Annotated in this window: 21 protein-coding genes; 4 read left to right on the top strand and 17 right to left on the bottom strand. The window is 71.0% G+C overall.

Features of this window, described 5'->3' with window-relative positions; translation table 11 throughout:
- Positions 1–29: 29 nt before the first annotated feature.
- From NBX02_RS11745 to NBX02_RS11710, 8 genes are all read right to left on the bottom strand, one after another.
- Positions 30–1,970: an ABC transporter ATP-binding protein gene (locus NBX02_RS11745; protein ID WP_250280468.1), complete on the bottom strand. Its 1,941-nt coding sequence runs from the start codon at positions 1,968–1,970 to the stop codon at positions 30–32.
- Entirely contained in the window at positions 1,967–2,419 is a 453-nt protein-coding gene (locus NBX02_RS11740) for a lasso peptide biosynthesis B2 protein (protein ID WP_250280466.1), read from the bottom strand. Before NBX02_RS11740 ends, NBX02_RS11745 begins: the two co-directional genes overlap by 4 nt.
- Positions 2,420–2,495: 76 nt before the next feature.
- On the bottom strand, positions 2,496–2,780 hold the full coding sequence (locus tag NBX02_RS11735; RefSeq protein ID WP_250280464.1) for a lasso peptide biosynthesis PqqD family chaperone: 285 nt from the start codon (positions 2,778–2,780) through the stop codon (positions 2,496–2,498).
- A gap of 213 nt (positions 2,781–2,993) precedes the next feature.
- A complete protein-coding gene (locus NBX02_RS11730; protein WP_250280462.1) occupies positions 2,994–3,143 on the bottom strand; it encodes a lasso RiPP family leader peptide-containing protein in 150 nt (49 codons plus the stop codon).
- Between the two features lie 201 nt (positions 3,144–3,344).
- Complete coding sequence (locus NBX02_RS11725; RefSeq protein WP_250280457.1) at positions 3,345–4,076, bottom strand: AfsR/SARP family transcriptional regulator; 732 nt, start codon at positions 4,074–4,076, stop codon at positions 3,345–3,347.
- Positions 4,077–4,392: 316 nt separating this feature from the next.
- Complete coding sequence (locus tag NBX02_RS11720) at positions 4,393–7,785, bottom strand: pyruvate carboxylase (RefSeq protein WP_250291323.1); 3,393 nt, start codon at positions 7,783–7,785, stop codon at positions 4,393–4,395.
- A 439-nt stretch (positions 7,786–8,224) separates the two neighbouring features.
- Complete coding sequence (locus NBX02_RS11715) at positions 8,225–8,911, bottom strand: response regulator (RefSeq protein ID WP_445548383.1); 687 nt, start codon at positions 8,909–8,911, stop codon at positions 8,225–8,227.
- Between the two features lie 456 nt (positions 8,912–9,367).
- Positions 9,368–9,544 carry a hypothetical protein gene (locus tag NBX02_RS11710; RefSeq protein ID WP_250280456.1) on the bottom strand — a complete coding sequence of 59 codons (177 nt, stop codon included), beginning with the start codon at positions 9,542–9,544 and terminating at the stop codon, positions 9,368–9,370.
- Positions 9,545–9,886: 342 nt separating this feature from the next.
- Here NBX02_RS11710 and NBX02_RS11705 point away from each other — a divergent pair, with 342 nt between their 5' ends.
- Complete coding sequence (locus tag NBX02_RS11705; RefSeq protein ID WP_250280455.1) at positions 9,887–10,498, top strand: hypothetical protein; 612 nt, start codon at positions 9,887–9,889, stop codon at positions 10,496–10,498.
- Positions 10,499–10,788: 290 nt separating this feature from the next.
- On the opposite strand, the gene NBX02_RS11700 is transcribed toward NBX02_RS11705, so the two are convergent.
- From NBX02_RS11700 to NBX02_RS11690, 3 genes are all read right to left on the bottom strand, one after another.
- Positions 10,789–11,631, bottom strand: coding sequence for a rhomboid family intramembrane serine protease (locus NBX02_RS11700; RefSeq protein WP_250280453.1), 843 nt, complete (start codon positions 11,629–11,631; stop codon positions 10,789–10,791).
- Positions 11,632–11,790: 159 nt separating this feature from the next.
- Positions 11,791–12,576, bottom strand: a complete 786-nt coding sequence (locus NBX02_RS11695; protein WP_250291315.1) for a phytanoyl-CoA dioxygenase family protein — start codon at positions 12,574–12,576, stop codon at positions 11,791–11,793.
- Positions 12,577–12,641: 65 nt separating this feature from the next.
- Positions 12,642–12,935, bottom strand: a complete 294-nt coding sequence (locus NBX02_RS11690) for a GlsB/YeaQ/YmgE family stress response membrane protein (protein WP_250280448.1) — start codon at positions 12,933–12,935, stop codon at positions 12,642–12,644.
- Between the two features lie 302 nt (positions 12,936–13,237).
- Between NBX02_RS11690 and bioA the strand changes: the two genes are divergently transcribed.
- Together bioA and NBX02_RS11680 are read left to right on the top strand one after the other, a co-directional pair.
- Positions 13,238–14,572: an adenosylmethionine--8-amino-7-oxononanoate transaminase gene (gene bioA / locus NBX02_RS11685; protein WP_250280444.1), complete on the top strand. Its 1,335-nt coding sequence runs from the start codon at positions 13,238–13,240 to the stop codon at positions 14,570–14,572.
- Between the two features lie 632 nt (positions 14,573–15,204).
- Entirely contained in the window at positions 15,205–16,581 is a 1,377-nt protein-coding gene (locus tag NBX02_RS11680; RefSeq protein WP_250291314.1) for a GGDEF domain-containing protein, read from the top strand.
- A gap of 430 nt (positions 16,582–17,011) precedes the next feature.
- Here NBX02_RS11680 and NBX02_RS11675 read toward each other — a convergent pair whose 3' ends face one another.
- The 5 genes from NBX02_RS11675 to NBX02_RS11655 form a co-directional block, all read right to left on the bottom strand.
- Complete coding sequence (locus tag NBX02_RS11675) at positions 17,012–17,839, bottom strand: bifunctional 5,10-methylenetetrahydrofolate dehydrogenase/5,10-methenyltetrahydrofolate cyclohydrolase (protein ID WP_250280441.1); 828 nt, start codon at positions 17,837–17,839, stop codon at positions 17,012–17,014.
- Complete coding sequence (locus NBX02_RS11670; protein ID WP_445548384.1) at positions 17,836–18,459, bottom strand: cyclodeaminase/cyclohydrolase family protein; 624 nt, start codon at positions 18,457–18,459, stop codon at positions 17,836–17,838. Before NBX02_RS11670 ends, NBX02_RS11675 begins: the two co-directional genes overlap by 4 nt.
- Positions 18,460–18,702: 243 nt before the next feature.
- Positions 18,703–20,199 carry an AMP-binding protein gene (locus tag NBX02_RS11665; protein WP_250291310.1) on the bottom strand — a complete coding sequence of 499 codons (1,497 nt, stop codon included), beginning with the start codon at positions 20,197–20,199 and terminating at the stop codon, positions 18,703–18,705.
- 914 nt (positions 20,200–21,113) lie between these two features.
- Complete coding sequence (gene msrB, locus NBX02_RS11660) at positions 21,114–21,551, bottom strand: peptide-methionine (R)-S-oxide reductase MsrB (RefSeq protein ID WP_250280435.1); 438 nt, start codon at positions 21,549–21,551, stop codon at positions 21,114–21,116.
- Positions 21,548–22,045, bottom strand: coding sequence for a DUF4267 domain-containing protein (locus NBX02_RS11655; RefSeq protein ID WP_250291309.1), 498 nt, complete (start codon positions 22,043–22,045; stop codon positions 21,548–21,550). Before NBX02_RS11655 ends, msrB begins: the two co-directional genes overlap by 4 nt.
- 126 nt (positions 22,046–22,171) lie before the next feature.
- Between NBX02_RS11655 and NBX02_RS11650 the strand changes: the two genes are divergently transcribed.
- Complete coding sequence (locus NBX02_RS11650) at positions 22,172–22,522, top strand: RNA polymerase-binding protein RbpA (RefSeq protein ID WP_013873689.1); 351 nt, start codon at positions 22,172–22,174, stop codon at positions 22,520–22,522.
- Positions 22,523–22,601: 79 nt separating this feature from the next.
- Here NBX02_RS11650 and lnt read toward each other — a convergent pair.
- A partial coding sequence (gene lnt, locus NBX02_RS11645; protein ID WP_445548382.1) for an apolipoprotein N-acyltransferase occupies positions 22,602–24,614 on the bottom strand: 2,013 nt, incomplete at its 5' end.

Genomic DNA, 24,614 nt, shown 5'->3' with positions numbered 1-24,614 from the left:
CCGACGCTCTGCCCATCGCTCCATTCCATCTATATGGGATGCCCGGCCGGGGCCCGCGTGTCGGCGTCCAGCCGGCTGGATGCGAGCTCCCGGTAGAGCGGGCTCACCCGCATCAGCTCCTCGTGGCGGCCGGTGGCCGTCACCTTTCCCTCGTCGAGCACGATGATCCGGTCGGCCGCGCGAACCGTGGAGATCCGGTGCGCGATGACCAGAAGCGCGCTGGTGGCTGAAATCTCACGCATCGCACGGGTAAGTGCCCTCTCGTTGAGGGAGTCCATCTGAGAGGTTGGCTCGTCCATGAGCAGCACGGCGGGCCGGGCCAGCAAGGCTCGGGCGATGGCGACCCGTTGACGTTCCCCGCCGGACAGCTGGACGCCGTGGTCACCGACCTCGGCGTCCAGCTTGTTGGGCATCCGCGCGACCAGTTCGGCGAGGCCCGCCGTGCCGACCACCCAGCGCAGCTCGTCCTCGGTTGCGTCGGGCACGGCATAGGCGATGTTGTCACGGAGCGTCCCGTGCAACACCGGGGTCTGCTGTTCGACCAGGTTCACCCAGGTGCGGGACGCGGAGCGGTCGATCGCACCCACTTCCCGGCCGCCGAACAGGATCTTCCCGCGGTCCGGCTCGTAGAAGCGCTCGATGAGCTGGAGAACGGTGGACTTTCCAGCACCTGACCGGCCGACCAGCGCGATGTGGCCGCGAGACGGCACTGTGAACGAAACGTCCCGCAGCACCGGTTCGTCGGTGTATCCGAACCATACGTCGCGGAACTCGATCGACGGGGTGTCACCCCGCTGTCCGGCAGCCCGGCCGTTGCCCGATGCGCTGTTGGCCCGGACCTGAAGCCCGCCGGCAGCCTGAACCGGGCCCTGCTTTCCGGGCCTTCCGGGCCTTCCGGCACTGTTCTCGTCCTGGCCGGCGCTGTCCGGCTCGCGGGGGAGCGTGAAGACCTCGTTGACGCGCTGTAGCCCTCCCATTCCGCGTTGAAGCGTCCCCGCCTCCTCGAACAGCTCGGACAGCGGCATGACGAGGTAGGTGGCGTAGAGCAGGAAGGCGATGAGATCACCCAGCGACGTCGAGCCCTTTGCGACGAGCACCCCACCGATCAACAACACCACCAGAACCGAGCCCTGGACGGCCAACTGCATGGAGGGGGCGACGACCGACTCCAACTTGGCCATCCGCACCCCGGCACGGTAGGCGTCCCGGGCGTGGCCGCCGATGCGCTCGCTCTCGCGCTTTTCGGCGCGGCTGGCTCGAACGGTGCGGATCGCGGCGAGCGCCCGCTCGAGGTCCGCGGTCATGCTTCCGACGCTGGCCTGGCCGCGTTCCGAGGCAATGCGGATGCGCACCAGCACGCCCAGAACCATCGCCCCGGCCAGCGAGACCACGAGCAGCACGAACAGGAACAGCAACGCGTCCAACCAGATCATCATCGCGACCGCGCCGATGACACCAACCGCGCTCGTGAGGAGCGCGGAGAAGCTGTAGGCCACTGCCTCGCGGACGAGCATGGTGTCGCTGTTGGCCCGGGAGATCAGGTCGCCCATGCGCTGCTTGTCATACACCCCGACCCGCAGCCGCAGAAGGTGATCGACCAGCCGGATCCGCAGGCCGAGCAGAATTACCTGACCGGTGCGTTCCAGCAGGTAGTTCCCGAGGGTGTCGGCCAACGCCTGGCCGACGAACAGCACGAACAGCAGTGCGACGAGCGAGCCGGGAACGCCGCCGGCCTGCGCGGCGTCGATCACGTTCTTCACCAGCAGCGGCTGCGCGACCCCGAGGACGGTCCCGAGTACCGTCAGCGCGGTGGCGATGCCTATCGGCCGGCCGTGCCCGCGAAGCAGGCGCCACAACCCACCGACTCGCAGCGCGTCACGGTTCCGCTGCTTGCTGTCCCGATCCGGCGTCGTCGGCGTTGGCGGCGGCTCGACCGCGGTCTCCTCACTCGTTTCGCCGATGGCACTCATGACACCGTGGCGCCTGACACCGTGGCACCTTCCGGAGGTACAGCGATAAGCGGCCGGAAGTAGCCGGCCAGCTCGTGCTCACCCACCATCACCCCGTCCGCCTCCACCCAGGCGTGTGCGGCGAACGGGCCGACCCTGCGCACGCCGACGTACCAGGTGGGCCAGACCCCCGAAGCCCGGCAGACCAGGGCGGTGGCAACGGAACGGGGAACGCAGCCCCGCGCACCCCGGCACACCATGCTCACCGCGGTGACGGCATCCCGTGCGGCCAACGCCTGCTGATACCCGGCCGGCGTGGCGCCTCGGCGCAACCAGGTCAGGACGGAGCGGATCCGGCCGGGTGGCTGGGTGGCGAGCAGCCGGGCGGTTGCGACCGCGGCCATCGCCAGCGGCCGTCGCCGTAGAGGGAGTTTTCCTCCTCGGCGCTCCAACGACATCGGCATGCTCATCGCGGTGCCACCTCCTCTGCCTCCTCTGCGGCTCCGTCGACGCGCGCCCGATGGATCCGCCAGAGCGCGTCATTGGTCAGGAAGCGGTGTCCGGTCGGGAAGCGGTGCCGGTTGCGACAAGCCCGGCCGTGTGGAGCCCGTCCAGCAGGCTCTGTACATCCCGGTCCGCGGTGGCCGCGTCCACGTCGTAACTTCTGACCACCGAATCGGCGGCCTCGGCGGCGCTACCACCGTCGAGCAGCACCCGCAATACGAGTGTCCCGGTCGGGTTGAGCATCCAGTACTGACCGCTGCGCTCATCCAGGAGCGCGGTCCCGTAGTCGGTTTCCGTATGGACGATGTTCTCCCGTAGCGTCAGCATTTTTTCTCCGGCGGCTGTCCGGGTGCCACACCATTCCCTGTCGAAATTCCCTGTCGAACCGTCCCTCCCAATGGTGGGTATGACTGAATAAGGCGGGTGGTGACACCCGGCCCGGGCCGTCGCCACCCGCCGTCTCCAACTTCCGCACTGTGTTGGCCAGGAGCGGACGACCGCCGTTTCCCTGCCCGTTCTTGAACGGCGGTGATGGCGCCCCTAGTAGCGGAACCTGCGGAACCCGCGGAACCTGCGGTACCCGTGGTACCCGCCGTAGTAGTTACGCCGGTGGTAGCCGTAGTAGCCTTCGGTCACCGTGGAGAAGGCACCGATTCGTTGAAGAGCCGGTGGCTGGTACGGAGCCTTCATCGAAATTCCCCCTCGGAGTTTGTGATGTTGAACGGGCGGCCCGGCCGCTCACCGGCCGCACCGATCTCTATCCGGGCCGGCCTGCTGTCCGCGCTGGACAACCGGCCACCTTCCACCTTGCAGGCGACAGGTTCAGCCTTGGTTCAGTCCCCGTACATCCGTTGGTGGCGCGGCGTCTACCGCGTCCTTCCTCCCCGGCCGTCAGTCCTGGCCCACGTCGAGGTCGCCGCCCAGTACCTGCTGATGAAGCCGGCGCAGGTCCGCACCTGGCTCTATGCCGAGCTCGTTGGTCAGCAACCGGTACACGGCCTGGTAGGCGGACAGGGCTTCGGCGCGACGACCCGACCTGTGCAGCGCGAGCAGGAGCTGGCCCCACAGGCGCTCCCGCAGGGGATATTCAATGGTGAGTGCGCGCAACGTGGGCAGGACGACGTCATAATGACCATGGGAAAGGTGTACGTCGATCAAGTCCTCCAGGACCGCCCAGTGCTGCTCCTCCATGCGTGCCGCCTCGGCCAGGGTGGTGTCCTCCGGCAATTCATCGAAAGGCTGGCCACGCCATAGCCCCAGCGCTTCCTGAAAGTACTCGAGGGCGCTCTCGTCGGCTCCGCCGTGCAATGCTTCCCGGCCACGATATGCCATCTTCTCGAAGACCGACACATCAAGTTCTCCGGGTGCCAAGTTGATGCGGTACGCGCCTGACCGGCTTTCGATTCTGCTGTGCTCGGCATGGTTGGGTGGCAGGGCCCGGCGCAACTGGGACACGTAGGTCTTGATGTTTCCGAACGATGATCTCGGCGGCTCGTCCTCCCATAGAACGGCACAGATCCGGTTGATGCTCACCCAGGTCCCGGCATTGAGGAGCAGCAGTGAGAGCAGCACGCGCGGCTTGTGCTGGTGAATATCGATCAGTGTGCCGTCAGACCCGTACACCTCCAATGGCCCGAGTACGCGGAACCGTATTCTCCCGTCCCGGGCCCCGCGTACCTCCATATTTGTCTGACTGGCGTACGACTCCATTCCTCGGGTACTCCCGTGCCTGGCTACGGCCGGCTCGACAAAGAAAAATCACCGGATGAACTACATGCTCCCGCACCAAACACACAGTCCTTCCCCCGGCCAGCGGCCCCTGTTCTCGGGATCGCTGACCGGGGCGCTGCGCGCATGCGGAGCGTGCTATGGGTACAGTCACGTGCTAGCGGTACCCTGCCCGGAGTCGTACCAATCAGGGCGATCTTGAAGAAGCTGCTCAGCCGGGGACCGGCGCGGGGGCCACCACGAGCAGGAGGTCACCGACCTCGACGGAGACGCCGGAGGAGCGGACCAGTTCGGTGACGGTCCCGGCGTGCGGACTGGTGACGGCGGCCTCCATCTTCATGGCCTCGATGGTGGCCAGCCGGTCACCTTTGCGGACCTGGTCACCGACGGCAACCGTGTAGGTGACCAGCCCGGGCAGCCCCGCGGGAATCTGCGCCGGGTCGCCGGGATCGGCGCGCCGGGCCGCCCTGGACACCGTCGCGATCGAGGCGTCCCGCACCGACACCGGCCGTGGCTGGCCGTTGACCCGCAGGTACAGGGTGCGCATGCCCGCGTCGTCGGGCTCGCCGACGTCGTTGAGCTCGACGATGACCTCCACACCGGGCTCCACGGTGATGGTCACCGGCCGGCCCGGGGTGAGGCCGTAGAAGAACTCCTCGGTGGGGACCGTGGCGGCGTTGCCGTAGGCCGCCACGGCGGCGGTGTAGTCGTTCCACGGCCCCGGGAACAGCAGCCGGGACAGCGTCTCGCGCCGGCCCGCTCCGGCCACCCGCAGGGTGGCCGCGTCCTGCGGCTCCAGGCCGGTCACGGGCGCGGCCGGCTGCCGCCCGGCGAGCGCGCGCTCGCGGAAGGGCTCGGCGAAGCCGGCCGGTGGCGTGCCGAGCTCGCCGGCGAGGTAGCCCAGCACGCTGGCCGGCAGGTCGTAGCGTTCGGGATGCTCACGCAGCACGGCGACGTCGATGTCACCGCCGGCGATGAACAGCGCCAGGTCCCCGACGACCTTGCTGGTAGGCGTGACCTTGATGGGTTTGCCGAGCAGGTCGTTGGCCAGGGCGTAGCACTCCTGCACCTGGGACCATTTGGTGCCCAGCCCGAGGGCGATCGCCTGCTGGCGCAGGTTCGTCAGCTGCCCGCCGGGGATCTCATGCCGGTAGACCGCACCCGTCGGCGCCCGCAGCCCGGCCTCGAACGGCGCGTAGAGGTCACGGACCGCCTCCCAGTACGGCTCCATCGCCGACAGCGCGGCCAGGCTGATCCCGGTCGCCCGCGGGGTGTGGTCGGTGGCGGCGACGAGCGCGGACAGGTTCGGCTGGCTGGTGCCGCCCGACAGCGGCGCGGACGCGGCGTCGACGGCGTCCGCGCCGGCCTCGGCCGCCGCGATCAGGGTGGCCAGCTGGCCACCGGCGGTGTCGTGGGTGTGGACGTGCACGGGGGTGTCGAAGTTCTCCCGCAGCGCCGCCACCAGGACGCGCGCGGCGGCCGGCCGCAGCAGCCCGGCCATGTCCTTGATCGCTAGGACGTGCGCGCCGGCGGCCACGAGCTGTTCGGCCAGGCGCAGGTAGTAGTCGAGGGTGTAGATCCGCTCCGCGGGGTCCACCAGGTCGCCGGTGTAACACAGGGTGCCCTCGGCGACCGCGCCGGCCTCGACGACCGCGTCGATCGCCGGCCGCATCTGCTCGATGTCGTTCAGCGCGTCGAACACCCGGAAGATGTCGACGCCGGTCGCCGCCGCCTCGGCGACGAACGCCTGGACCACGTCGTCCGGGTAGGGGGTGTAGCCGACGGCGTTGCGGCCGCGCAGCAGCATCTGCAGGCAGACGTTGGGGACCCGTTCGCGGATGGCGGCGAGGCGCTCCCACGGGTCCTCCGCGAGGAAGCGCAGCGCCACGTCGTAGGTGGCCCCGCCCCAGCACTCCAGGCTCAGCAGGCCGGGCAGGAGCCGGGAGTAGGCGGGGGCGATCGCGAGAATGTCGGTGGTGCGCAGCCTGGTCGCCAACAGCGACTGGTGGGCGTCACGCAGAGTGGTGTCGGTGACCGCGAGCCGGGTCTCGGCCCGCAGCCGCTCCGCCCACTGGCGCGGGCCGGCCTCGACGAGCAGCTGCCGGGAGCCGGCCGGCGCCGCCCTGGCCGGGATGGCCGGCAGCAGGCCCACCGGGTCGATCAGCGTGGCGGCCGGCCGCCGGTGGCCGTTGACGCTGCTGGCGGCCAGCCGGTCGAGCAGCCGGCTGGTGCGGTCGGTGCCGCCGTCGCCGAGGAACAGCCCCGGCCGTTCGTCCAGGAACGACGTGGTCACCCGGCCGGCGAGGAAGTCCTCCTCGGCCAGCAGCCGCTGCAGGAACTTCACGTTCGTGCGCACGCCACGGACCCGGAACTCCGCCAGCGCCCGGCGGGCCCGCGCGGTGGCCTGCCCCAGGTCGGCCCCGCGGGCGGTCACCTTGACCAGCAGTGAGTCGAAGTACGGGGTGATCTCCACGCCCTGGTAGATCGCCCCGTCCAGCCGGACGCCCGAGCCGCCCGGGGACTCGTACCTGGTGATCTTCCCGGTGTCCGGGCGGAAGCCGTCCGCCGGGTCCTCGGTGGTCACCCGGCACTGCACCGCGGCCCCGCGGATGTTGATCGACTCCTGGGACAGGCCCAGGTCGGCCAGGGTGGCGCCGCCGGCGATCCGTAGCTGCGCTGCGACCAGGTCGACGCCGGTGACCTCCTCGGTGACGGTGTGCTCGACCTGGATCCGAGGGTTCATCTCCATGAAGGTGTGCGACCCGTCGGCGGCGACGAGGAACTCCACCGTGCCGGCGTTGACGTAGCCGACGTGCCGGGCGAACGCCAGCGCGTCCGCGCACAGCCGGTCCCGCACGGCGGTGTCGAGCAGGGGAGCGGGCGCGACCTCGACGACCTTCTGGTGGCGCCGCTGCACCGAGCAGTCCCGCTCGTAGAGGTGGACGATCTCGCCGGTGGCGTCACCGAGGACCTGCACCTCGATGTGCCGGGGCCGGTCGAGGGCCTGTTCGAGGAAGATCGTGCCGTCCCCGAAGGCCGCCGCCGCCTCCCGGATCGCGCTCGTCACCGCGTCTTCAAGATCTTCTGGACGGTTCACCCGGCGCAGCCCGCGGCCACCGCCGCCCGCCGACGCCTTCACGAACAGTGGGAAGCCCACGGCCTCGGCGACGGCCAGCGCGGCGGCCGGCTCGGTCACCGGCGCCGAGGCCCGCAGCACCGGCAGGCCCGCGGCCACCGCGGCCTCGCGGGCGGCGACCTTGTCCCCGGTCAGCCGCAGCACCGATGGCGGGGGGCCGACGAAGGTGACCCCGGCCAGCTCGCACGCGTGCGCCAGCGCCTCGCTCTCGGACAGGAAGCCGTATCCCGGGTGCAGGGCGTCCGCCCCGACCCTTTTCGCCACCGCCAGCAGGGCGTCGATGTCCAGGTAGCCGCGGACGGGGTGGCCGGGCTTGCCGATCTCGTAGGACTCGTCGGCCTTTGTCCGGTGCTGCGAGCCCACGTCCTCGGGCGTGTAGACGGCAACCGTGCGCAGGCCCAGCTCGTGCCCGGCACGGAAGACGCGGATGGCTATCTCACTGCGATTCGCGACCAGGACCTTATTGATCAAGGTGTCACCCTCCACGACGCGGACCAGGTCGACTCCGGAGCGGCCGTCGACTCGGCGAATTGTCGCAGCATTTTTATCCATGTGCTTCTGTTGATGTATCCGGCCGGCTGCGCGACGGCGCCACGGCACGCCGTCCGACGGTAGGCGGCCTCGGCCGCCAGCAACACCCCGGCGGCGGACGGCCTCAGGAGCCAGTGGCCTCGGCGGGTGGTATCGGCGGGCAGCCTCAGCGGCAGCCCCGGTGGGCACCGGCAGCCGGGTGGGCGTGCCTGCCGCGGCGGCATTACGCGGCCTGGCACGGCTCGACTGGTAGCTACCGAGAGTAATTATATGCTCGTTGGCCGGTGGGCACCGGCGCGCGACGATCCTCCGCGGGCAGGCCCTCGTCGGCGGACGAGCCGCTGCCGGTGGGCTCTCGTCAGCGGACGAGCCGCTGTCAGTGGGCGAGCTTGGTGGCGAAGACGGCGGCCTGGGTCCGGCTTTCCAGCCCGAGTTTGGCCAGCAGGCTGGAGACGTAGTTCTTCACGGTCTTCTCCGCCAGGAACAGGCGGTTGGCGATCTGCCGGTTGGTCAGGCCCTCGGCGATGAGCGCGAGGATGCGGCGTTCCTGCTCGGTCAGGGTGGCGAGCCGCTCGTCGTGGACGGGCTCCTGCTCCGCGCGGCGCAGCGCCCGGGGGGTCACCGCGGGGTCGAGCAGGGAGCGGCCCGCCGCGACCCGCCGCACGGCGTCCACCAGCGCGGTACCGCGGGCCCGCTTGAGGACGTACCCGGCGGCACCCGCCATGATCGCGGTGAACAGGGCCTCCTCGTCGTCGAACGAGGTCAGGATCAGGCAGGCGACGGCAGGGTTGCGGGAGCGGACCTGCCGGCACACCTCGATGCCACTGCCGTCCGGCAGACGCGCGTCCAGCACCGCGACATCGGGCCGGGCGGCGAGGATCGCCCGGTCCGTCCCGTCGGCGTGATCGGCCTCGCCGACCACCTCGATGTCGGGCTCCTCAGAAAGAAGATCACGCAGCCCGCGGCGGACCAGCTCATGATCATCCAGGAGGAAGACCCGGATGGGCGTGGCGCCCACCGTGGCATCGGTGGGCCCGGCCGCGTTCGCAGGTTCTTCTGACACGGTTTTCTCCGCCTGACCGGGTTGTCTGAACCGGACTGCCTGGACTGGGGTGCCTGAAGCGTGCCGCCCGAACTGGGATGTCTGGACTGGGATGTCTGGACTGGGATGCCTGTAACCGCACGTCATATTCTGCAAACAGATTCTAGCCCGAGCTGGAACGGTTCGACCCGCAGGTCCCGGGTAATCACGAGATGCCCTCCTTTGCCGCGGCCGGCACATACCCCGACACGCCCGGTGGCGGAGCACTGGTAGCGGGCGTGTCGGGCCGGCCGAATCCCCGGTTCCGACCGGCGTGGCGTCGTCACCGGCGTTGCCACCGCGGGTGCCGTCACCGTTGTGCCGTCACCGTTGCCGGCGTGGCTCTCCGCCCAGGGGTGCCCACGGGAGGTGAGCCGGGCCCGGTCAGGCAGCCGGCCGGCGCCCGTGCGAGGGAGGCGGCCCGGGCGCGGGCGCCGGTCAGAGCTGGATCTGCACGCTGCCGCCGAGGAGCAGGACCGGCCAGCTGGTCACGGCCAGCACGAAGGTGGCGAGCTGGGATCCGGTGTGCACCTGGTAGTCCCTGTTGATCGCGACGATGATGCCGACGGCGAACCAGATCAGGGCGGCGAAGGGGACCTGTACCCGGGTACGCATGATGGTCCTTTCCCGGGCCGAGGGGCCCGCGGGGCTCGTGGGGAGCGCGTCCGGGCGGCGGCCCGCACGGGCGTCGTGCCCGGCGCCCCACCGGGACGCCCCATTCCCGATCAGCGGATTGGTCGATCTTTGCTCCCGGTCGGGTGCGCAAACACCTTGTGGGCGTATGTGTCGGCGATGTCTCGTGAGCACCCCGGTGCCGGAAGCGACCGCATCGTCCGGGATGATGCGCTATCGGTTCCGCGAGCCGGCCCGCGGTTGTCACGGTTCGGTTGTCATTGGCTGTCATGCTCCGGTTGTCACGGTCCGGAGTTATCCACATATCTGGAGAGGATGTTGTAGATGGGTCTGGGTAAAGGCGGCGCGGAACCGGGTCCTGCGACCGTCGAACAGGTGGTCAGGATTCTGGAGGAGTATGTGGGTGCTCTGCCCACCACCGATCTGGACGAGCCACACACCGTCACCTTCGTGCGCGCCTGGACGCTGACGCGCATCCTGGGCGGGACCACCTCGTCAGCCGCCGTGTCCGCGGCTGACGCACCGTCGGCTGACGCACCGTCGGAGGGCGCACCGCCAGCCGCCCCGCTGTCAGGCGGCGCGTCGTTGCGGGTCGGCGGCACGGTCGTGCGCCGGTACGCCGCGCGGGAGGAGCGTGCCGACGAGGTCGACGACCAGCGGACGTACGAGCAGCTCGTCGGTGCCGCACAGGCCCTGGCCGCGCGGGGGTTCCCGTCCGAGGAGGTCTACGAGGGCTGGCGGACGGTCGCCATCGACCTGCCCGTGTTGGCCGTGCCGCTTCCCGGCCCGGCCGGAGGTGAACCAGCAGGCGGCGACCAGGCTGGCGGTGAGCCGATAGGGAAGAGCGGCCCGGCCGGGAAGGACTCGGGGAAGAAGACGGGGAAGAAGGCAGGGAAGAAGCGGCGCCTGTGGCGGTCGACGCCGGTTACCGCCTGAACATGCCGACCACCGGCGGGTGGCCCGGCACCGGCCCGGGAGCCCGCCGCCAGGGCGTGTCTGATGGATGTTGGTCGATGCAGGCGTCCGGGCGCCGCCCGCGCGACCGGCCCGGGCCGCCGCGTTCGTCCGTGCCCGTCCACCGCGATGACCGCGGCGGGCGGGGGGACTAGCCCGGCGGCCCGTCCCTTCTTGGGCGTATAGCGTAAAAACACGGCGGGAGTGTCCCGCCGGCCGGCCGGGGGTGCCAGCGGGCCGGCAGCCACCCCCGGCCCGCATCGCCCGGCCGGTCAGGGCCAGGGCATCCGACGGACCCACCACTGGTCGGGCGGCTGGTACCGGGCCGGCCCCGCGGCCCGCAGCTTGCGGACGAACGGCAGGACGGCCAACGCGCCGAAAACGAACCCGACCACATGGGCGCCGTAGGCGACGCTGCCGCCCTCGGCGACACCCATACCGATGAAATAGACATACTGCAGCAGGAACCAGAACCCGAGCACTATCCAGGCCGGCAGCCAGAACGGCAGGAAGAACAGGAACGTGACAAGGCCGATGACCCGCGCCCGCGGGAAGACGACCAGGTAGGCGCCGAGTACGCCGGCCACCGCCCCGGAGGCGCCGATGAGCGTCGTGGTCGAGTCCGACTCGAACAGCGCGAACCCGTAGGTGGCCACGTACCCGCACGCCAGGTAGAAGATCAGATAGAGGAAGCGGCCCATCCGGTCTTCCACGTTGTTGCCGAACACGCCGAGGAAGAGCATGTTCCCGAGCAGGTGCAGCCAGCTCCCGTGCAGGAACATCGCCGTGAGCACCGACAGGACCGGTGGCTTGGTGTACGGCGGCGGCGACTCCTGCTGGCAGAGCACATGGCCCTGCGGATCCACCCCCACGGCCTGACCGGTGAGCGCCTTCGAAGCGGGCCGGTTCTCCAGGATCTCGGTGGGGACCGCGCCCCAGCGGTCGAAGAACCGCTCCTGCTCGCAGACGCTCGCCGGAGTCGTGGTGTCAGCCCCGGCGACCGAGGTCACGACCGGCTCGAAGAACACGAAGACGACGACGTTGACCGCTATCAGCAGCCAGGTGACGACCGGCCGGCGACGCAGCGGGTTGATGTCGTGAATCGGTAGGACCACGCACCCATCCTGCCCGCGCCGCCCGCGTCACCGACAACCGCATCCACCCACCGCCGCCGTCCCGCGTACCCTCACCGCCGACAAGTGGCCGTTGTGATCCCGATGCCGTTCCGGCAGCACCAGAATCACAACGATGATGAAATTCGCGGGCGGCCGGGGTCAGCGCAGGGCGTTCTTGTTGAAGGGCTCGAGCTGTTCGCCGGCGGCGAGGGGGCGGCCGCCCAGGTAGCTGCCGCGCATGTGCCGGCGCACGCCGCCGGGCGGATCCTCGGTGGCGCGGGCGGCGGCGTGCCACAGGTCGCTGTGGTGCAGCAGCACGTCACCGCGGTCGCAGTAGAGCGCCACCTCGCCGGGGATCCTGCCGAAGCCGGCGGGGACGGCGTCCCAGTCCCCGTGGTGGCTGCCGGGCACCGCCCGCAGGAAGCCGTTGGCCGGCGATGTCGCGTCGATGTGGAAGGTCAGCGCCACGCCGGGCCAGATGTCCGACGTCGGCCGGGACTGGTGGTCGCTGTGCCAGCCGATCCGCGTGTAGGTCATCCCGGCGCCGGGGCGGGCGTCCTGGTAGATCACACCATGATTGTCCACGTCGTACAGCCAGTAGCCGTCGCCGAGGATGCGCCGGACGAGCGCGAGCAGGACGGGGTGGCGGATCGCGGCCGCGGCGACGGGGGAGAGGTTCGTCACCCCGACGACATAGTGCACGTACGGCGGATGCTCACCGTCGAAGTCGCCGCCGAGATCGTCCCCGGCCCAGGAGCGGTCGAGCTCGCCGGTGCTGATCCGGCGCTGGAGGCCGGCGAGCGCGGCACCGAGCTCAGCCGTCTCCTCCTCGCCGAACAGCCCGCGGACGATCACGAAACCGTCGCGGTCGAAGTCCGCGGCCAGCCCCGTGATCGTCTCTGATGCCTCGGGCGTCTCCGACAACGTGTCGACACCGTTCGTCATACGGCCATCATGCAGTGCGGGTACTGGGTCGGGGCCGCTCACGGCGGACGTCGGAGAGCCAGGGCCTACCGATACTGGCGGTGCTCGTCGGGACGCTGGGTGTTGCGGTTGAGCCACAGGGGCGTGAGGAGGACGATGAGGCCGGCGGCCACACCGACCTGCAGGATGTGGCGTATCCAGTCGAAACCGCCGGTGTGGCGGACACCGAGCACACTGGCGATGATGTTGCCCACCAGCGCGCCGACGATGCCGACGACGATCGTGAGCCACAGCGGGATCCGCTGCGGCCCCCGGACGGCCAGTCGTGCCAACAGGCCGATCACGAGGCCGGCAAGGATGATCCAGATCAGTTGAAACATGGTGGCCTTCCCCGGTGGGAGTCGTTGTCACCAGTAACTGTCACCAGCCGTTGTCACCAACGGTGGGATTATCTCCACGCGGCTTCCTCGCAAACGCCGATGGTCCGTTGCCGCCTGTCCATACCGCGACAGCCGGCCGCCATGACCACCGCGGGACATGCCGTCCACCCAGCCGTCACATCCGCCGCGGATGCTCAGACGGCCAGGAGCGCGCCGGGATCGGCGGTGGGCCGTGGGCCGGTACGGGCGGGACGGCGTACGCCGTATGACGCGTGATGGACGGGGCACGGTAGACATGGCGTATGGGGCATCGTCCGCGGCATCGTCCGGAGGGAGACACGTCGGCTCGGTACGCCGATGTGGGGGAGCTGCTCGCCGACGACCGGGCGCATGTCTGGCATCCGTACGCGTCGGCGACCGACCCGCTGCCGGTGTTCCCGGTGGCGTCCGCGTCCGGGGTGCGGCTGCGGCTGGCCGACGGGCGGGAGCTGATCGACGGCATGTCGTCGTGGTGGGCCGCCATCCACGGCTACGCCCACCCGGTCCTGGACGCGGCGGTGCGCGACCAGCTCGACGACATGGCCCATGTCATGTTCGGCGGGCTGACCCACGCGCCCGCGGTGACGCTGGCCCGCACCCTGGCCGAGATCACCCCGCCGCCGCTGACCAGGGTGTTCTTCTGCGACTCCGGGTCGGTCTCCGTCGAGGTCGCGATCAAGATGGCGTTGCAGTACGCGCGGGGCCGGGGACGCCCCGGGCGGACGAGGCTGCTCACCGTCCGCCGGGGATATCACGGGGACACCTCCGGCGCGATGGCCGTGTGCGACCCGGACACCGGCATGCACCATCTGTTCACCGGCCTGCTGCCGCGTCACCTCTTCGCCGAGGCGCCGCGGCCGGGCTTCGACGAGCCCTGCGAGGACGAGCACGTCGCCGGTATCGCCCGGCTGCTCGACGAGCACCAGCACGAGATCGCCGCGGTGATCTGCGAGCCGGTGGTGCAGGGCGCCGGGGCGATGCGCTTCTACGCCCCGGGCTGGCTGGCCCGGCTGCGCGAGCTGTGCGACGCCTACGGCATCCTGCTCATCGCCGACGAGATCGCGACCGGGTTCGGACGCTCGGGGGAGCTGTTCGGCTGCAACCACGCCGGGATCAGCCCGGACATCATGTGCGTCGGCAAGGCCATGACCGGGGGATACCTGTCGATGGCCGCAACCCTGTGCACGGACGAGGTGGCGGCCGGGGTGTGCGGGTCCGAGGCGGGCGTGTTCATGCACGGGCCGACGTTCATGGGCAACCCGCTGGCCGCGGCGGTGGCGAACGCCAGCATCGGCCTGCTGCTGTCCGGGCCGTGGCGGCGCCGGGTCGGTGATCTGCGGACCTGGCTGGCCGAGGGGCTCGCGCCTGCCCGCGCGCTGCCCGGTGTCGCCGACGTGCGGACACTGGGCGCGATCGGGGTGATCGAGACCCGGGAGCCGGTCGACATGCGGGTGATCCAGCCGCTGCTGGTGGAGCTGGGGGTCTGGGTGCGTCCGTTTGGCCGGTTGGTGTACGCAATGCCCCCATACGTCATGACGCGCCCAGACGTCGCCGCGCTGACCGCCGCCATGGTGGAGGCGGTCGCCCGCACCACCTGATGATCTAACCGCTTGACCTGCGGCAACGGGCCCGCCGGAACGGTTGTGTGCCGTATCGGGGCCATCTTCTCGGGCATCGTCCGACGGTTCCCGACACAGGGACAACATCGAAGTGGTTGCGGTCGCCGGGCCACCCTCCGTACTCTTTGCTTCTGTTGGTGACTGTGAGTAGCAGGCCGGTGCGAATCAAACCGGAACGAGGCGAACGGGAGGAAGGTCGGCCCACCATGATGTCCCGCATTTTGTTACCTCCTCTCCGGGGAACGGTGCCTCTGTGGGGAACGGCGAATCCGGGGAAAACCGCGCATCCCGCTGGAACAACGGCGCACGGCACGCCCGCGCCGGCGGGCTCCACCGCCGGCGGAACGGACATGTGCCCGCCACCTTGTCCGCCATGTCCGCCATCCCGTCCACCGTCGCGCTCCCCCTCTCAGCCATCCCCTCAGCCGCCCTCCCCGTTCCCCTCCCAGCCAGCGCCCCAGCCGTCCTCCCGGCCACCATCCCAGCCGCCGTCGCCTCGGCCGGCCCGCTCGTCCCGGCCGTTCCCGCCATCCCAGCCACTGGCACCCGGGCTGTCCCGGCCGTCGCAGCCGCCCCAGCGGCCGTCCCAGGAGCGGCGGTTCCGGGGATTCGTGCGGCGGTTCTGGCGGCGTGGGGGAAAGGCCGCCCGGCAGGCCGGTGAACGGCTGGTCGAGTGGGTGTCGCATTTTGTGCTGTGGAGTCTGCCGCCACGGCTTGTCCGTTATCTCGTCGCCGTCGACGTACTGTGTCTGGTAGTTGTCCTTGTCGGCCTGTTCGGGCTTTCCTTCAGGTTTGCCGACCTGTTCACGTTCGGGGCGTTCGTTCTGCTCGGCCGGCTGGCCATGGAAACGTCCCGGCATCTCGGTGTGCCCGGTCTCCGGAAGGACGAGCCGCACCGGGACCTGCTGTCGAACTGGACTCTGCCGGTCACACTTCTTCTCCCACCGCTGTACGCCGCCGTCCTGCACATACCCCTGCACTGCCTTTTCCGTTCCCGCGGCCAGCCGGCCGCGCAGCCCAGGTACCGGCAGGTCTTCAACGCGGCGGCGCTGGGCGTGTCGGGTTTCTGCGCGGCCGGCGTGCACCGGGCGCTCGCCCCGCCCCAGGGGCCGTACCGGATCGACACCCTGGTGGGCTCGTCCGGACGTATCGGCGCGCTGTTCGTGGCGGTGTTCACCTACACGGTGCTCAACCGTGTCCTGCTGCGCGGCATGCTGTGGTGCGCGCATCCGAGATCGGCGCAGCCGGCCCGCCGCCCGTTCGCCGGCGGCAGGCGGGAGACGTTCGCCGTCGACGCCGCCGAGATGTGTTCCGCCATCGGCCTGGCCGTGCTGTGGACCGCGCATCCCCTGCTCATGCTCACCGCGACACCGCCCGCGCTGCTGCTGCAACGCAGCCTGCTGCACGCCGAACTGCTCCAGGCGGCCCGCACCGACGCCAAGACCCGGCTGGCCAACCCGGCCTACTGGCGTGAGACGGTGGAGAAGGAGGTGGCGCGAATCCGGCGCTCGGGCCGTCCGATGTCCGTGCTCATCGTGGACATCGACCATTTCAAGAAGGTCAACGACCAGTTCGGCCATCTTGCCGGCGACGCCGTTCTCATGTGTGTCGCGGACGCGCTGCGCGCCGCCACCCGGCCTCGTGACCTCGTCGGCCGGTTCGGCGGCGAAGAATTCGTGATCATGCTGTGTGACACCGACCTCGACGGCGCCGCCCGGGCCGCCGACCGGATCCGCCGCCAGGTGGCCGAGATGCGCTGCCGGGCGGACAGCCACGCCGCCGGCGTGGTCTGCGTGTCCGTGACCGTCTCGGTCGGGGTGGCCACCGCCACCGGCGCGGACGTGGAGCTGGCCGCCCTGCTGGAGACGGCGGACGCGGCGCTCTACCGGGCCAAGGCCGACGGCCGCAACCGCGTCCGGCTGGCCGCCGGCCTCACCTCCCAGACCGCGCGTGAAGAAGCCGCTTGGTCTGCTCCCCATCGTGCGTGACTTCCTGGCTCGTCTGGACGTGGCCGGGATCGTGGGCCGGCTCTGCCCGATCCACGAGGACGCGATGATCACCCATGGTCAGGTCGTGGCCGCGCTGACCGCGCCCGGCGCGATCGTGCACGTCGAGGACTGGGCCCGGGCGTGGGCATGGGCGTCACAGGCACGGCGCGTGCTGAACATTCTCACTGATTTCACTGAGACGCCTGACGAGTGCTTTTTCTGCCTCTGGGAAGGAACTGCGGGTGTCATCCTGTCGGCAGCCCAGCGAAAAGGCCCGCTGGTAACCGTTCCGCACCGCCAATATGTCCTTTTTACCGGTCCCCTCAGGGACTACATCGACGCCGCCGATGGACCAGCGGTTTGTCCCGGTCTTCCTTCCGGGCCTTTCTGGGTCGCGCCCCTGACAGCTCGCGGTCGAGTCCGGGTGGGCTTACCCGGTGGCTGCGGTGGTGGTGTTGCGCAGCAGCAGCATCGTGGTCACCGGCCCGACCCCGCCCGGGACCGGGGTGAGAGCGCCCGCCACGGACGCGACCGCGTCGGCGTCCACGTCGCCGACCAGACCGGCCTCGGTGACGTTCGTCCCCACGTCGATGACGACGGCACCCGGCCGGATGAACCCCTTGCCGATCATCTTGGGACGGCCGACGGCGGCCACCACGACATCGGCCTCGTGCACGACCGAGAGCAGGTCTGCCGTACGGGAGTGGCAGATCGTCACCGTGGCGTCCTCGGCCAGCAGCAGCAGGGACGCGGGCTTGCCGACCACCGGGCTGCGCCCGATGACCACCGCGCGGACACCGGCGAGCTTGACGTCACCGCGGTGCAGGATCTCCAGCACCGCGGCGGCGGTGGCCGGCGCGAAACACGGCAGGCCCAGGGCCAGCCGGCCCAGGCTCAGCGGGTTCATCCCGTCGACGTCCTTGTGCGGCGGGATACGGCTGCCGACGTCCTGCGCGGACAGGCCCGGGGGCAGCGGGGTCTGCACCATCAGGCCGTGCACCTCGTCGTCGGCGGCCAGCCGGTCGACCGTGGCGACGAGCTCGGCGGCGTCCCCGGACAGCTCGTGGACGACGCAGTGGACCCCCACCTTCGCCGCGCCACGTTCGATCACCCTGACGTAGGACCGGGCCGCCGGGTCGGTGCCCGGCAGGACCACGGCCAGCGTCGGCACCCGGCCGGCCTCGCGCAGCCGTTCCACCTCGTCGACGACGCCCCGGCCGATCTCCGCGGCCATGGCCCGTCCGTCCAGCAGCTTCATGATCCGATCCGTTCCCCGACGGCGCGCACGATGCCGTCCGCCGTAGCCACAGAGGTCAGATGGCCGGCGAGGGCGGCCGTGGCACGCTCGCGCGCGGCCGTGTCCGTCATCGCCGCCGTGTTCACCCGTACGTTGATCGCCGCGCTGTCCAGCGCGGCGCGTGCGCTGGCGGCGGCCACCCCGACATCGCTGAGGACGTTGACGTTCGCGCCGTCGATGATCGACGTGCACAGCCCGACCACGGCCGCCGCGACCGCCGCGGTGTGCAGCGGCACCTCGGCCGCGGTGACCAGCGCGGCCTGGATCGCCTGGCTGCGGGCGGCCCGTTCCTCGCCGGTGCCCTTCGGCAGCTTGTACGCGTCGCTGACCGCGGCGAACGCGCGGGCGTCGGCGCCGGCCAGCGCCAGCGCCTCGGCGCGGGCCTTGTCGGCGTCGAGCCGGGCGGAGAGCATCGTCGCCTCGTGCTCGGCGTACCGGGGCTTGCCGATCGTGAGATTGCAGACCATGCTCACCAGCGCCGCGCCGAGGGCGGCCTGCAGCGCCGCGGCCGCGCCACCACCCGGCGCGGGCGCGGGGGAGGCCAGCTCGGCGAGGAACCCCGCCATTGTCTCGTCGTCCACGGCACCCTCTCCCACCTGCTGACTCTGCCTGTCCGCCGGCCGCGTGTCATCACGACGTCGCACATCCGGTGAACTTCCCACGGCCGGCCGCACTGCACCGTAGCAAGCCCGCTGCTTGTCGGCCCAACAGCCACAGCCTTCCACCCCTACCGCCCCACGGGCCCTACCGGCTCCCTCCCGCGCCTGATCCTTGCGGGTACTTCGGGGGGAGGGGAGAGGCTTCGGGGAGGGGAGAGGATGGAGTCATGCGGCGGCTGAGCCGGGGAGCCGGGCCGTGCCGGGCAGCTGCCGGAGCGGGCCGTTGCGGCCGCCGGGGAGGTCGGTGACGATCTCTATGCTGGTTGGCCGCTTGAAGGTGGCGAGGCCGGCCTCGCAGCGCTCCACGAGCTCGGCCACGAGCAGGGGATCGGGGCCGTTCGCCGGGACGACCAGCGCGACGGGCACCTCGCCGAGCACGGCGTCCGGCCGGCCCACCACCACCGCGCGGCGCACCCGCGGGTCGGCGAGCAGGACCTCCTCGACCTCACGGGGGGAGACCTTCTCACCACCACGGTTGATCATGCCGTCGCCGCGGCCGGTGAGGTAGAGGTAGCCGTCGGTGTCCGTGAAGCCGGTGTCGCCGGTGTCCAGCCAGCCGTCCGGGGTGAAGCTGTCAGCGCCGGCCGGGCCGGCGTAGGCGCGGATGACCCCGGGGCCGCGGATCTGCACCCGCCCGGCCTCCTGCGGCGGGCACGGCATCGCCTCGTCGTCGACGACACGCACCTCGCTGCCCACCGGCAGGCCCACCGAGCCGGGCTTGCCGGCCCCCCGCGGGGGGTTCGCCGTGATCAGGCCGCCGGCCTCGGCCATACCGTAGGTTTCCAGCACCGGGACGCCGGTGGCCTCCTCGAACGCCTGTAACACGGGGACAGGCAGGGGAGCGGAGGCGGACCGGACGAACCGGACCCGGCAGTCGCGGGCCTGGGCGGCACGCGGATCCATGGCCAGCAGGGCCACGACCGACGGGACCCCGTTGATCCAGGTCACCTGGTGATTTCTGATCATCGTCCAGAATCCGCGGCGGCGGAACCGGCGGTCGAGGACGAGGGTGCCTCCGCCGCACAGGGTGGCGAGCAGCCCGGTCACCTGCGCGTTGACGTGGATCAAGGGGAGCGGGTTGTAGCCGGTGTCCGTCCGGGTCAGCTGGTGGTGGCGCGCGGCGGCAGCGGCCACGTGTGCGAGCTGCCCGCCGTCGAGGAAGATCTCCCTGATCGCTCCGGCCGTCGACGAGTCCGTCGAACTCGTCAGCAGGACGCCGCCGGACAGCCGGCAGCGTGCGCCACCGTGGCCGGCGGCACTGGGGGATGACGTGACGGTGTGCCCGGTGGTCAGCCGTGGGCTGAGCTGGCGGAGGGCGCAGGTGGGGGGCAACGGCCGGTCGGTGACCACGAGATCGGGGCGGGTCCGCGCCAGCGCCCGTTCCAGTTCCGCGGGCGGGGCGTCGGGATCCAGGGGGACCGCGTGCCTGCCGCTCACCAGGACGGCGAGGAAGACCACGGCGAAGTCCAGGGGATCCGACACGAGGATCGCGATCCGCCCCCGCGGTCGCGGGCCGTGCGCGTCCAGATCGGTCTGCCAGCGCTGAACGAGGGCAGCCATTTCGCCGTAGGTGACCGAGCGGTTGCCGCGAGCCTCCCTGAGGTACACCTGCCCCGGTTGTTCCCTGCCGCGTACACCCAGCCACCCGGTCACGGATGTCACTTTCACCACCACCTTCGCCGGCTTCCGTGTAAATACGCCTCACCCGGTGCCGGAGGATTTCTGACCACGTTCCCGATACCTCTCTCCGCAAAACACCCCAGACCGCTATATCAGTTTCCGGCGGGCTGATGTGACGTTACCCGGGGTGTTGCTGGTCACATATGGACCGGGGGAGAAACGGCGGCTTCCGTGTGTCACCCGGTAATAAGCCCCCTGAGCCGAACGCCCTGTCCCGCAGGTGTTCCCGCCGGACGCGACAGTGGTCCCGCCCCTGTGGCGGGATGAGCATATCCCGCCGGGAGCGGGCCACCGTGGCCGCTTGCGCACACCCGTCGTCCGCCTGGTTGTCGTCTGCCGCCCGGCGCCGTCCGGAGTACGGCCCGCCCGTCACGACGGATGACAGCGGATGACGGATGACGGCGGGCGAACAATCCCGCATCTCCGCCGTCAAATGCCGCCCTGGCCGTCGCTCCGGTGCCGAATAGCCGGCTTCGGGCCGCGCTGGTCCGGGGGAGGGTGTTTCCAAGACATTGTTCCGCGGACGCGCCCGCGGGAAACAGGTCCACAGGGCCCGGGTGGCCCAATCCGTTCGCGGCGGCCGACCGGCGTTGTGGCCGGGTGCCAGGCCTCGCGAGGGATGTTCCTGGTGTGTCGAGTGTGTGCCTGGTGCGCCGAGCGACGGACAGCGACGGGCACGGCAGAACGGATGCGGCAGGGGCGCGGCGGGCCGGCGGGGATCATGAGGCGGACGGCCGGTGGGGGCGGGGCCCACTCGTTCTACTTGACATAATGTCGATTATCGGCGCTACGGTGCCGTGCGGGGGAGGGGCGGCGGCGGGCGGAGCGGCACGGGGTGCGCGTCCGCCGCGCCGGCGCCTACGTCCGTCGGGTTCTCCCGGATGCTCCTATGGATGTCAGGCGGGGTTCTCCGGCGTTGGCTCGAGGTCGAGCGCGAGCGAGTTCATGCAGTAGCGCTGGCCGGTCGGCGCCGGGCCGTCGTCGAAAACGTGTCCGAGATGTGACCCACAGCGACGGCATCGGACCTCGGTGCGGGTCATGCCGTGGGAGTGGTCCTCGACCAGTTCCACCGCGTCCGCCACCTTGGGCTCGTAGAAGCTCGGCCAGCCTGATCCGGAGTCGTACTTGGTGGACGAGTCGAACAATGTGTTCCCGCATGCCCCGCAGCGGTAGACGCCGGTTTCCTTGCTGTATGTGTAGGCGCCGCTGAAGGGTGGTTCGGTGGCGGCGTTGCGCAGGATGGCGTACCGCTCCGCAGGGAGTTCCTTGCGCCACTCCTCCTCGGTCTTGACGACCTGGTGTGTTGCCACGGTGACCTCCTTGTCGTCGCTCATGCCAGGCCACTCCCCTCTTCTGCTGGTGTGGGACGTTTCACGCGGCGGATTCGTTCCCCGAGGGCTGTCGCCCGGCGGTCCGCCGGGTCCGCGCCGGCGGGGGGACGGGTGGTGAGCAGGCCCGCCTGGACGGCGCTGGTGGCGGCGGTCAGTGCCGCCGCCACGGCCGGTGCCCAGGCGATGTCCCGGCGGGCGCCGGCGTTGAGCAGCACGGCCGCGTCGGCCGTGTCGATCAGCGCGCCCGCCCGCAGCCAGCCGCGTGTCGGTGGGCCGTCGCGCCGCAGCAGGGACGTGAGCAGGCCGGCGCCGACGGCGATGTCGCGGGCGGCGGCGAGCCGGGTGATCCACGCCGTCCGTTCGGCGGTGACCCGGTCCACGCCGGCGAGGCGCGCGAATCTGGCGGGACGTGTCAGCAGTCCGACACCAAGCGCGCAGCGGGCCGTCCCGAGAAGAGCCGCTTGCTGACTGTACGTAAGAGAAGATGGCTTAATCATGATCATCTTTATACCTTATGTGAGCGCGATCTCGTTGCCGGCCTTGTCCCCAAGGGAACGTCCCACAGATCCCGGGCGTTGATGAGTCTGAGTTCCTCACTGGTATCGACGCTCGGGAGGGTTTTCATGGGCGAGCGCATCCTGCGAGGCAGCCGTCTAGGTGCAGTCTCCTACGAGACGGACCGCAGCACCGAACTCGCGCCCCGCCAGACCGCGTCCTACGACTGCCCGAACGGCCACCAGTTCACCATGCCTTTCGCTGCCGAGGCCGAGGTCCCGGCAGTCTGGGAGTGCCGTGTCTGTGGTGCCGGATCGGTCATCGTCGACGGCGAGGTCCCGGAGCCGAAGAAGAGCAAGCCCCCGCGCACGCACTGGGACATGCTGATGGAGCGGCGTACCACCGACGACCTTGAAGAGGTACTGGCTGAGCGGCTCGCGGTCCTGCGGGGCACCGGGCAGGACCGGCGCTCCGCCTGACACGTCTGCCGTAGCGACACCCACGCGTGTGGCCCGTCCGGAGATCGTCCGGGCGGGCCACACGCGTGTCGCCCCGCTCTCATGCCGAGGCACCTGTCGTCGACCGTTCCTGGTCCTGGTGTTCCTCGGCGCTCTCCCGGGCCGCGGGCAGCGGTAGCGGGCCGGTGTCCCCGCCAGGGTGCGCGGCCTGTCCGTCCCGGCTGCCCTGGCTGTCCTGTCCGTCCCGGCCCACCGTGGCCTCGCTCCCGCCGTTCTGCCGCCGGGCAGCGCTGCGTCCGCCGGCCGCGGCCGGCCGGTCGCGCAGGGAGCGCACCGCCCACCAGGTCACCCGCCACAGCGCCTCCCCCACGACGGCCCGGTTCATCTTCGACTGTCCGCGTTCGCGCTGGACGAAGGTGATCGGGACCTCGCGGAGCCGGAACCCCGACCGCCACGCCTGCCAGGCCAGGTCGACCTGGAAGCAGTACCCCTGCGACGCGACCCGGTCGAGATCGCGGCTGCGCAGGACCTCGGCCCGGTAGGCCCGGAAGCCCGCGGTCGCGTCGGCCAGCGGCATGCCGAGGGCGGTCCGCACGTACGCGTTGGCGCCGCGGGAGAGCAGCAGCCGGGACCGCGGCCAGTTGCGCACCTCTCCCCCGGGCACCCAGCGTGAGCCGATGACCAGGTCGGTTTCCCGCAGGGCGGTGAGCAGGCGGGGCAGTTCCTCCGGCTGGTGCGAGCCGTCGGCGTCCATCTCGACCAGGATGCCGTAGCCGCGGCCCAGCCCCCAGGTGAAGCCGGCCACGTAGGCCGCGCCCAGCCCCTCCTTGGCCGGCCGGTGCAGGACGTGGACGCGCGGGTCGGCGCTGGCGAGCTCGTCGGCGAGCTGGCCGGTGCCGTCCGGGCTCGCGTCGTCGATGACCAGCACGTCCACGTCCGGATTGGCCGTCCGGAGCCGGTTGACCGTGTCCTGAAGGTTCTCCCGCTCGTTGTAGGTGGGAACACACACGAGAACGCGCTCGCCGTCCACGCGGCTCCTTTCGGTGTCGCCAGCGCTGTCGTCGGCGGGGCCGCCGCCCGCCTGCCCGTACTGTTCCCGCCGGTGTCCGGCGATCCGGCCGGGCCCGGCGGCCTGTCGGGGCGGCGTCCGTCCAGCCCGTAGGCCGAACGCTACAGCGGCCACTCCGATCATCACCAGGAGCGTCTCCGGGAGGCTACCGAGCCGGTCCGCGACCGTACGCCCGGTACGCAGCGGCAGCGCGGCGGTCAGGACGGCCGCCTGGTACAGCCCGGACCGCGCGAGGATCCGGCCGTCGGGCATGACCATCGCGCTCTGGCCGCTGGTGGACGCCTGGACCGCGGCCCGCCCGTGTTCGACCGCGCGCAGCCGGGTCATGGCCAGCTGCTGCTCGCTTTCGCCCCGGCGTCCGAACGAGGCGTTGTTGGTCTGCACGACCAGCAGCCGCGCGCCGGCGTCGACGGTGGCGCGCACGAGGCCGTCGTAGGCCACCTCGAAGCAGATGACGTCACCGATGGTGATCCCGCGGATGGTCAGGGCCCCGGTCGTGGTGCCGTGGACGAAGTCGTTGGGCATCTCGGTGGCGAACCGGCTGACCAGCTTCTCCAGGACGGCCCGGCCCGGCAGGTACTCGGCGAACGGCACCGGGTGCTGCTTGACGTACATCTGCCCGGTCCAGCCGGTGTCGTCCCACACCAGGGCGGCGTTGCGCACCTTGCGCGGGCCCGGCCCGTCGAGGACCGCGCCGACGAGGACGGGAGCGCCCGCCGCCCGCGCGGCCCGGTCCAGCAGGGCGGCGGCGCGGGGGTCGGCGAGCGGGTCGACGTCCGAGGCGTTCTCCGGCCACAGGACCAGATCGGGCTGTGGGACCCGGCCCGCCGCCACGTCCGCGGCGAGCTGTTCGGTCCGCGTGACGTGGTTGGTGGTGACCTGGAACATGCGGCCGAGTGCCTCCAGCCCACCGGCCCGCGGGACGTTGCCCTGCACCGCGGCGACGTTCGCCGTGCCGGCCTGCGCCGCGGTCGGCAGCGGTACCGCCAGGCCCAGCAGGGTCACGGCGGCGGCCGCGGCCAGCGGGCGGGCTGTCGCCACGGC

The sequence above is a fragment of the Protofrankia sp. CiP1_Cm_nod1 genome, from assembly GCF_920888515.1.
GTDB lineage: Bacteria > Actinomycetota > Actinomycetes > Frankiales > Frankiaceae > Protofrankia.
Note: the sequence above shows the minus strand (reverse complement) of the source record. Positions and strands in the feature narration are given on the sequence as shown.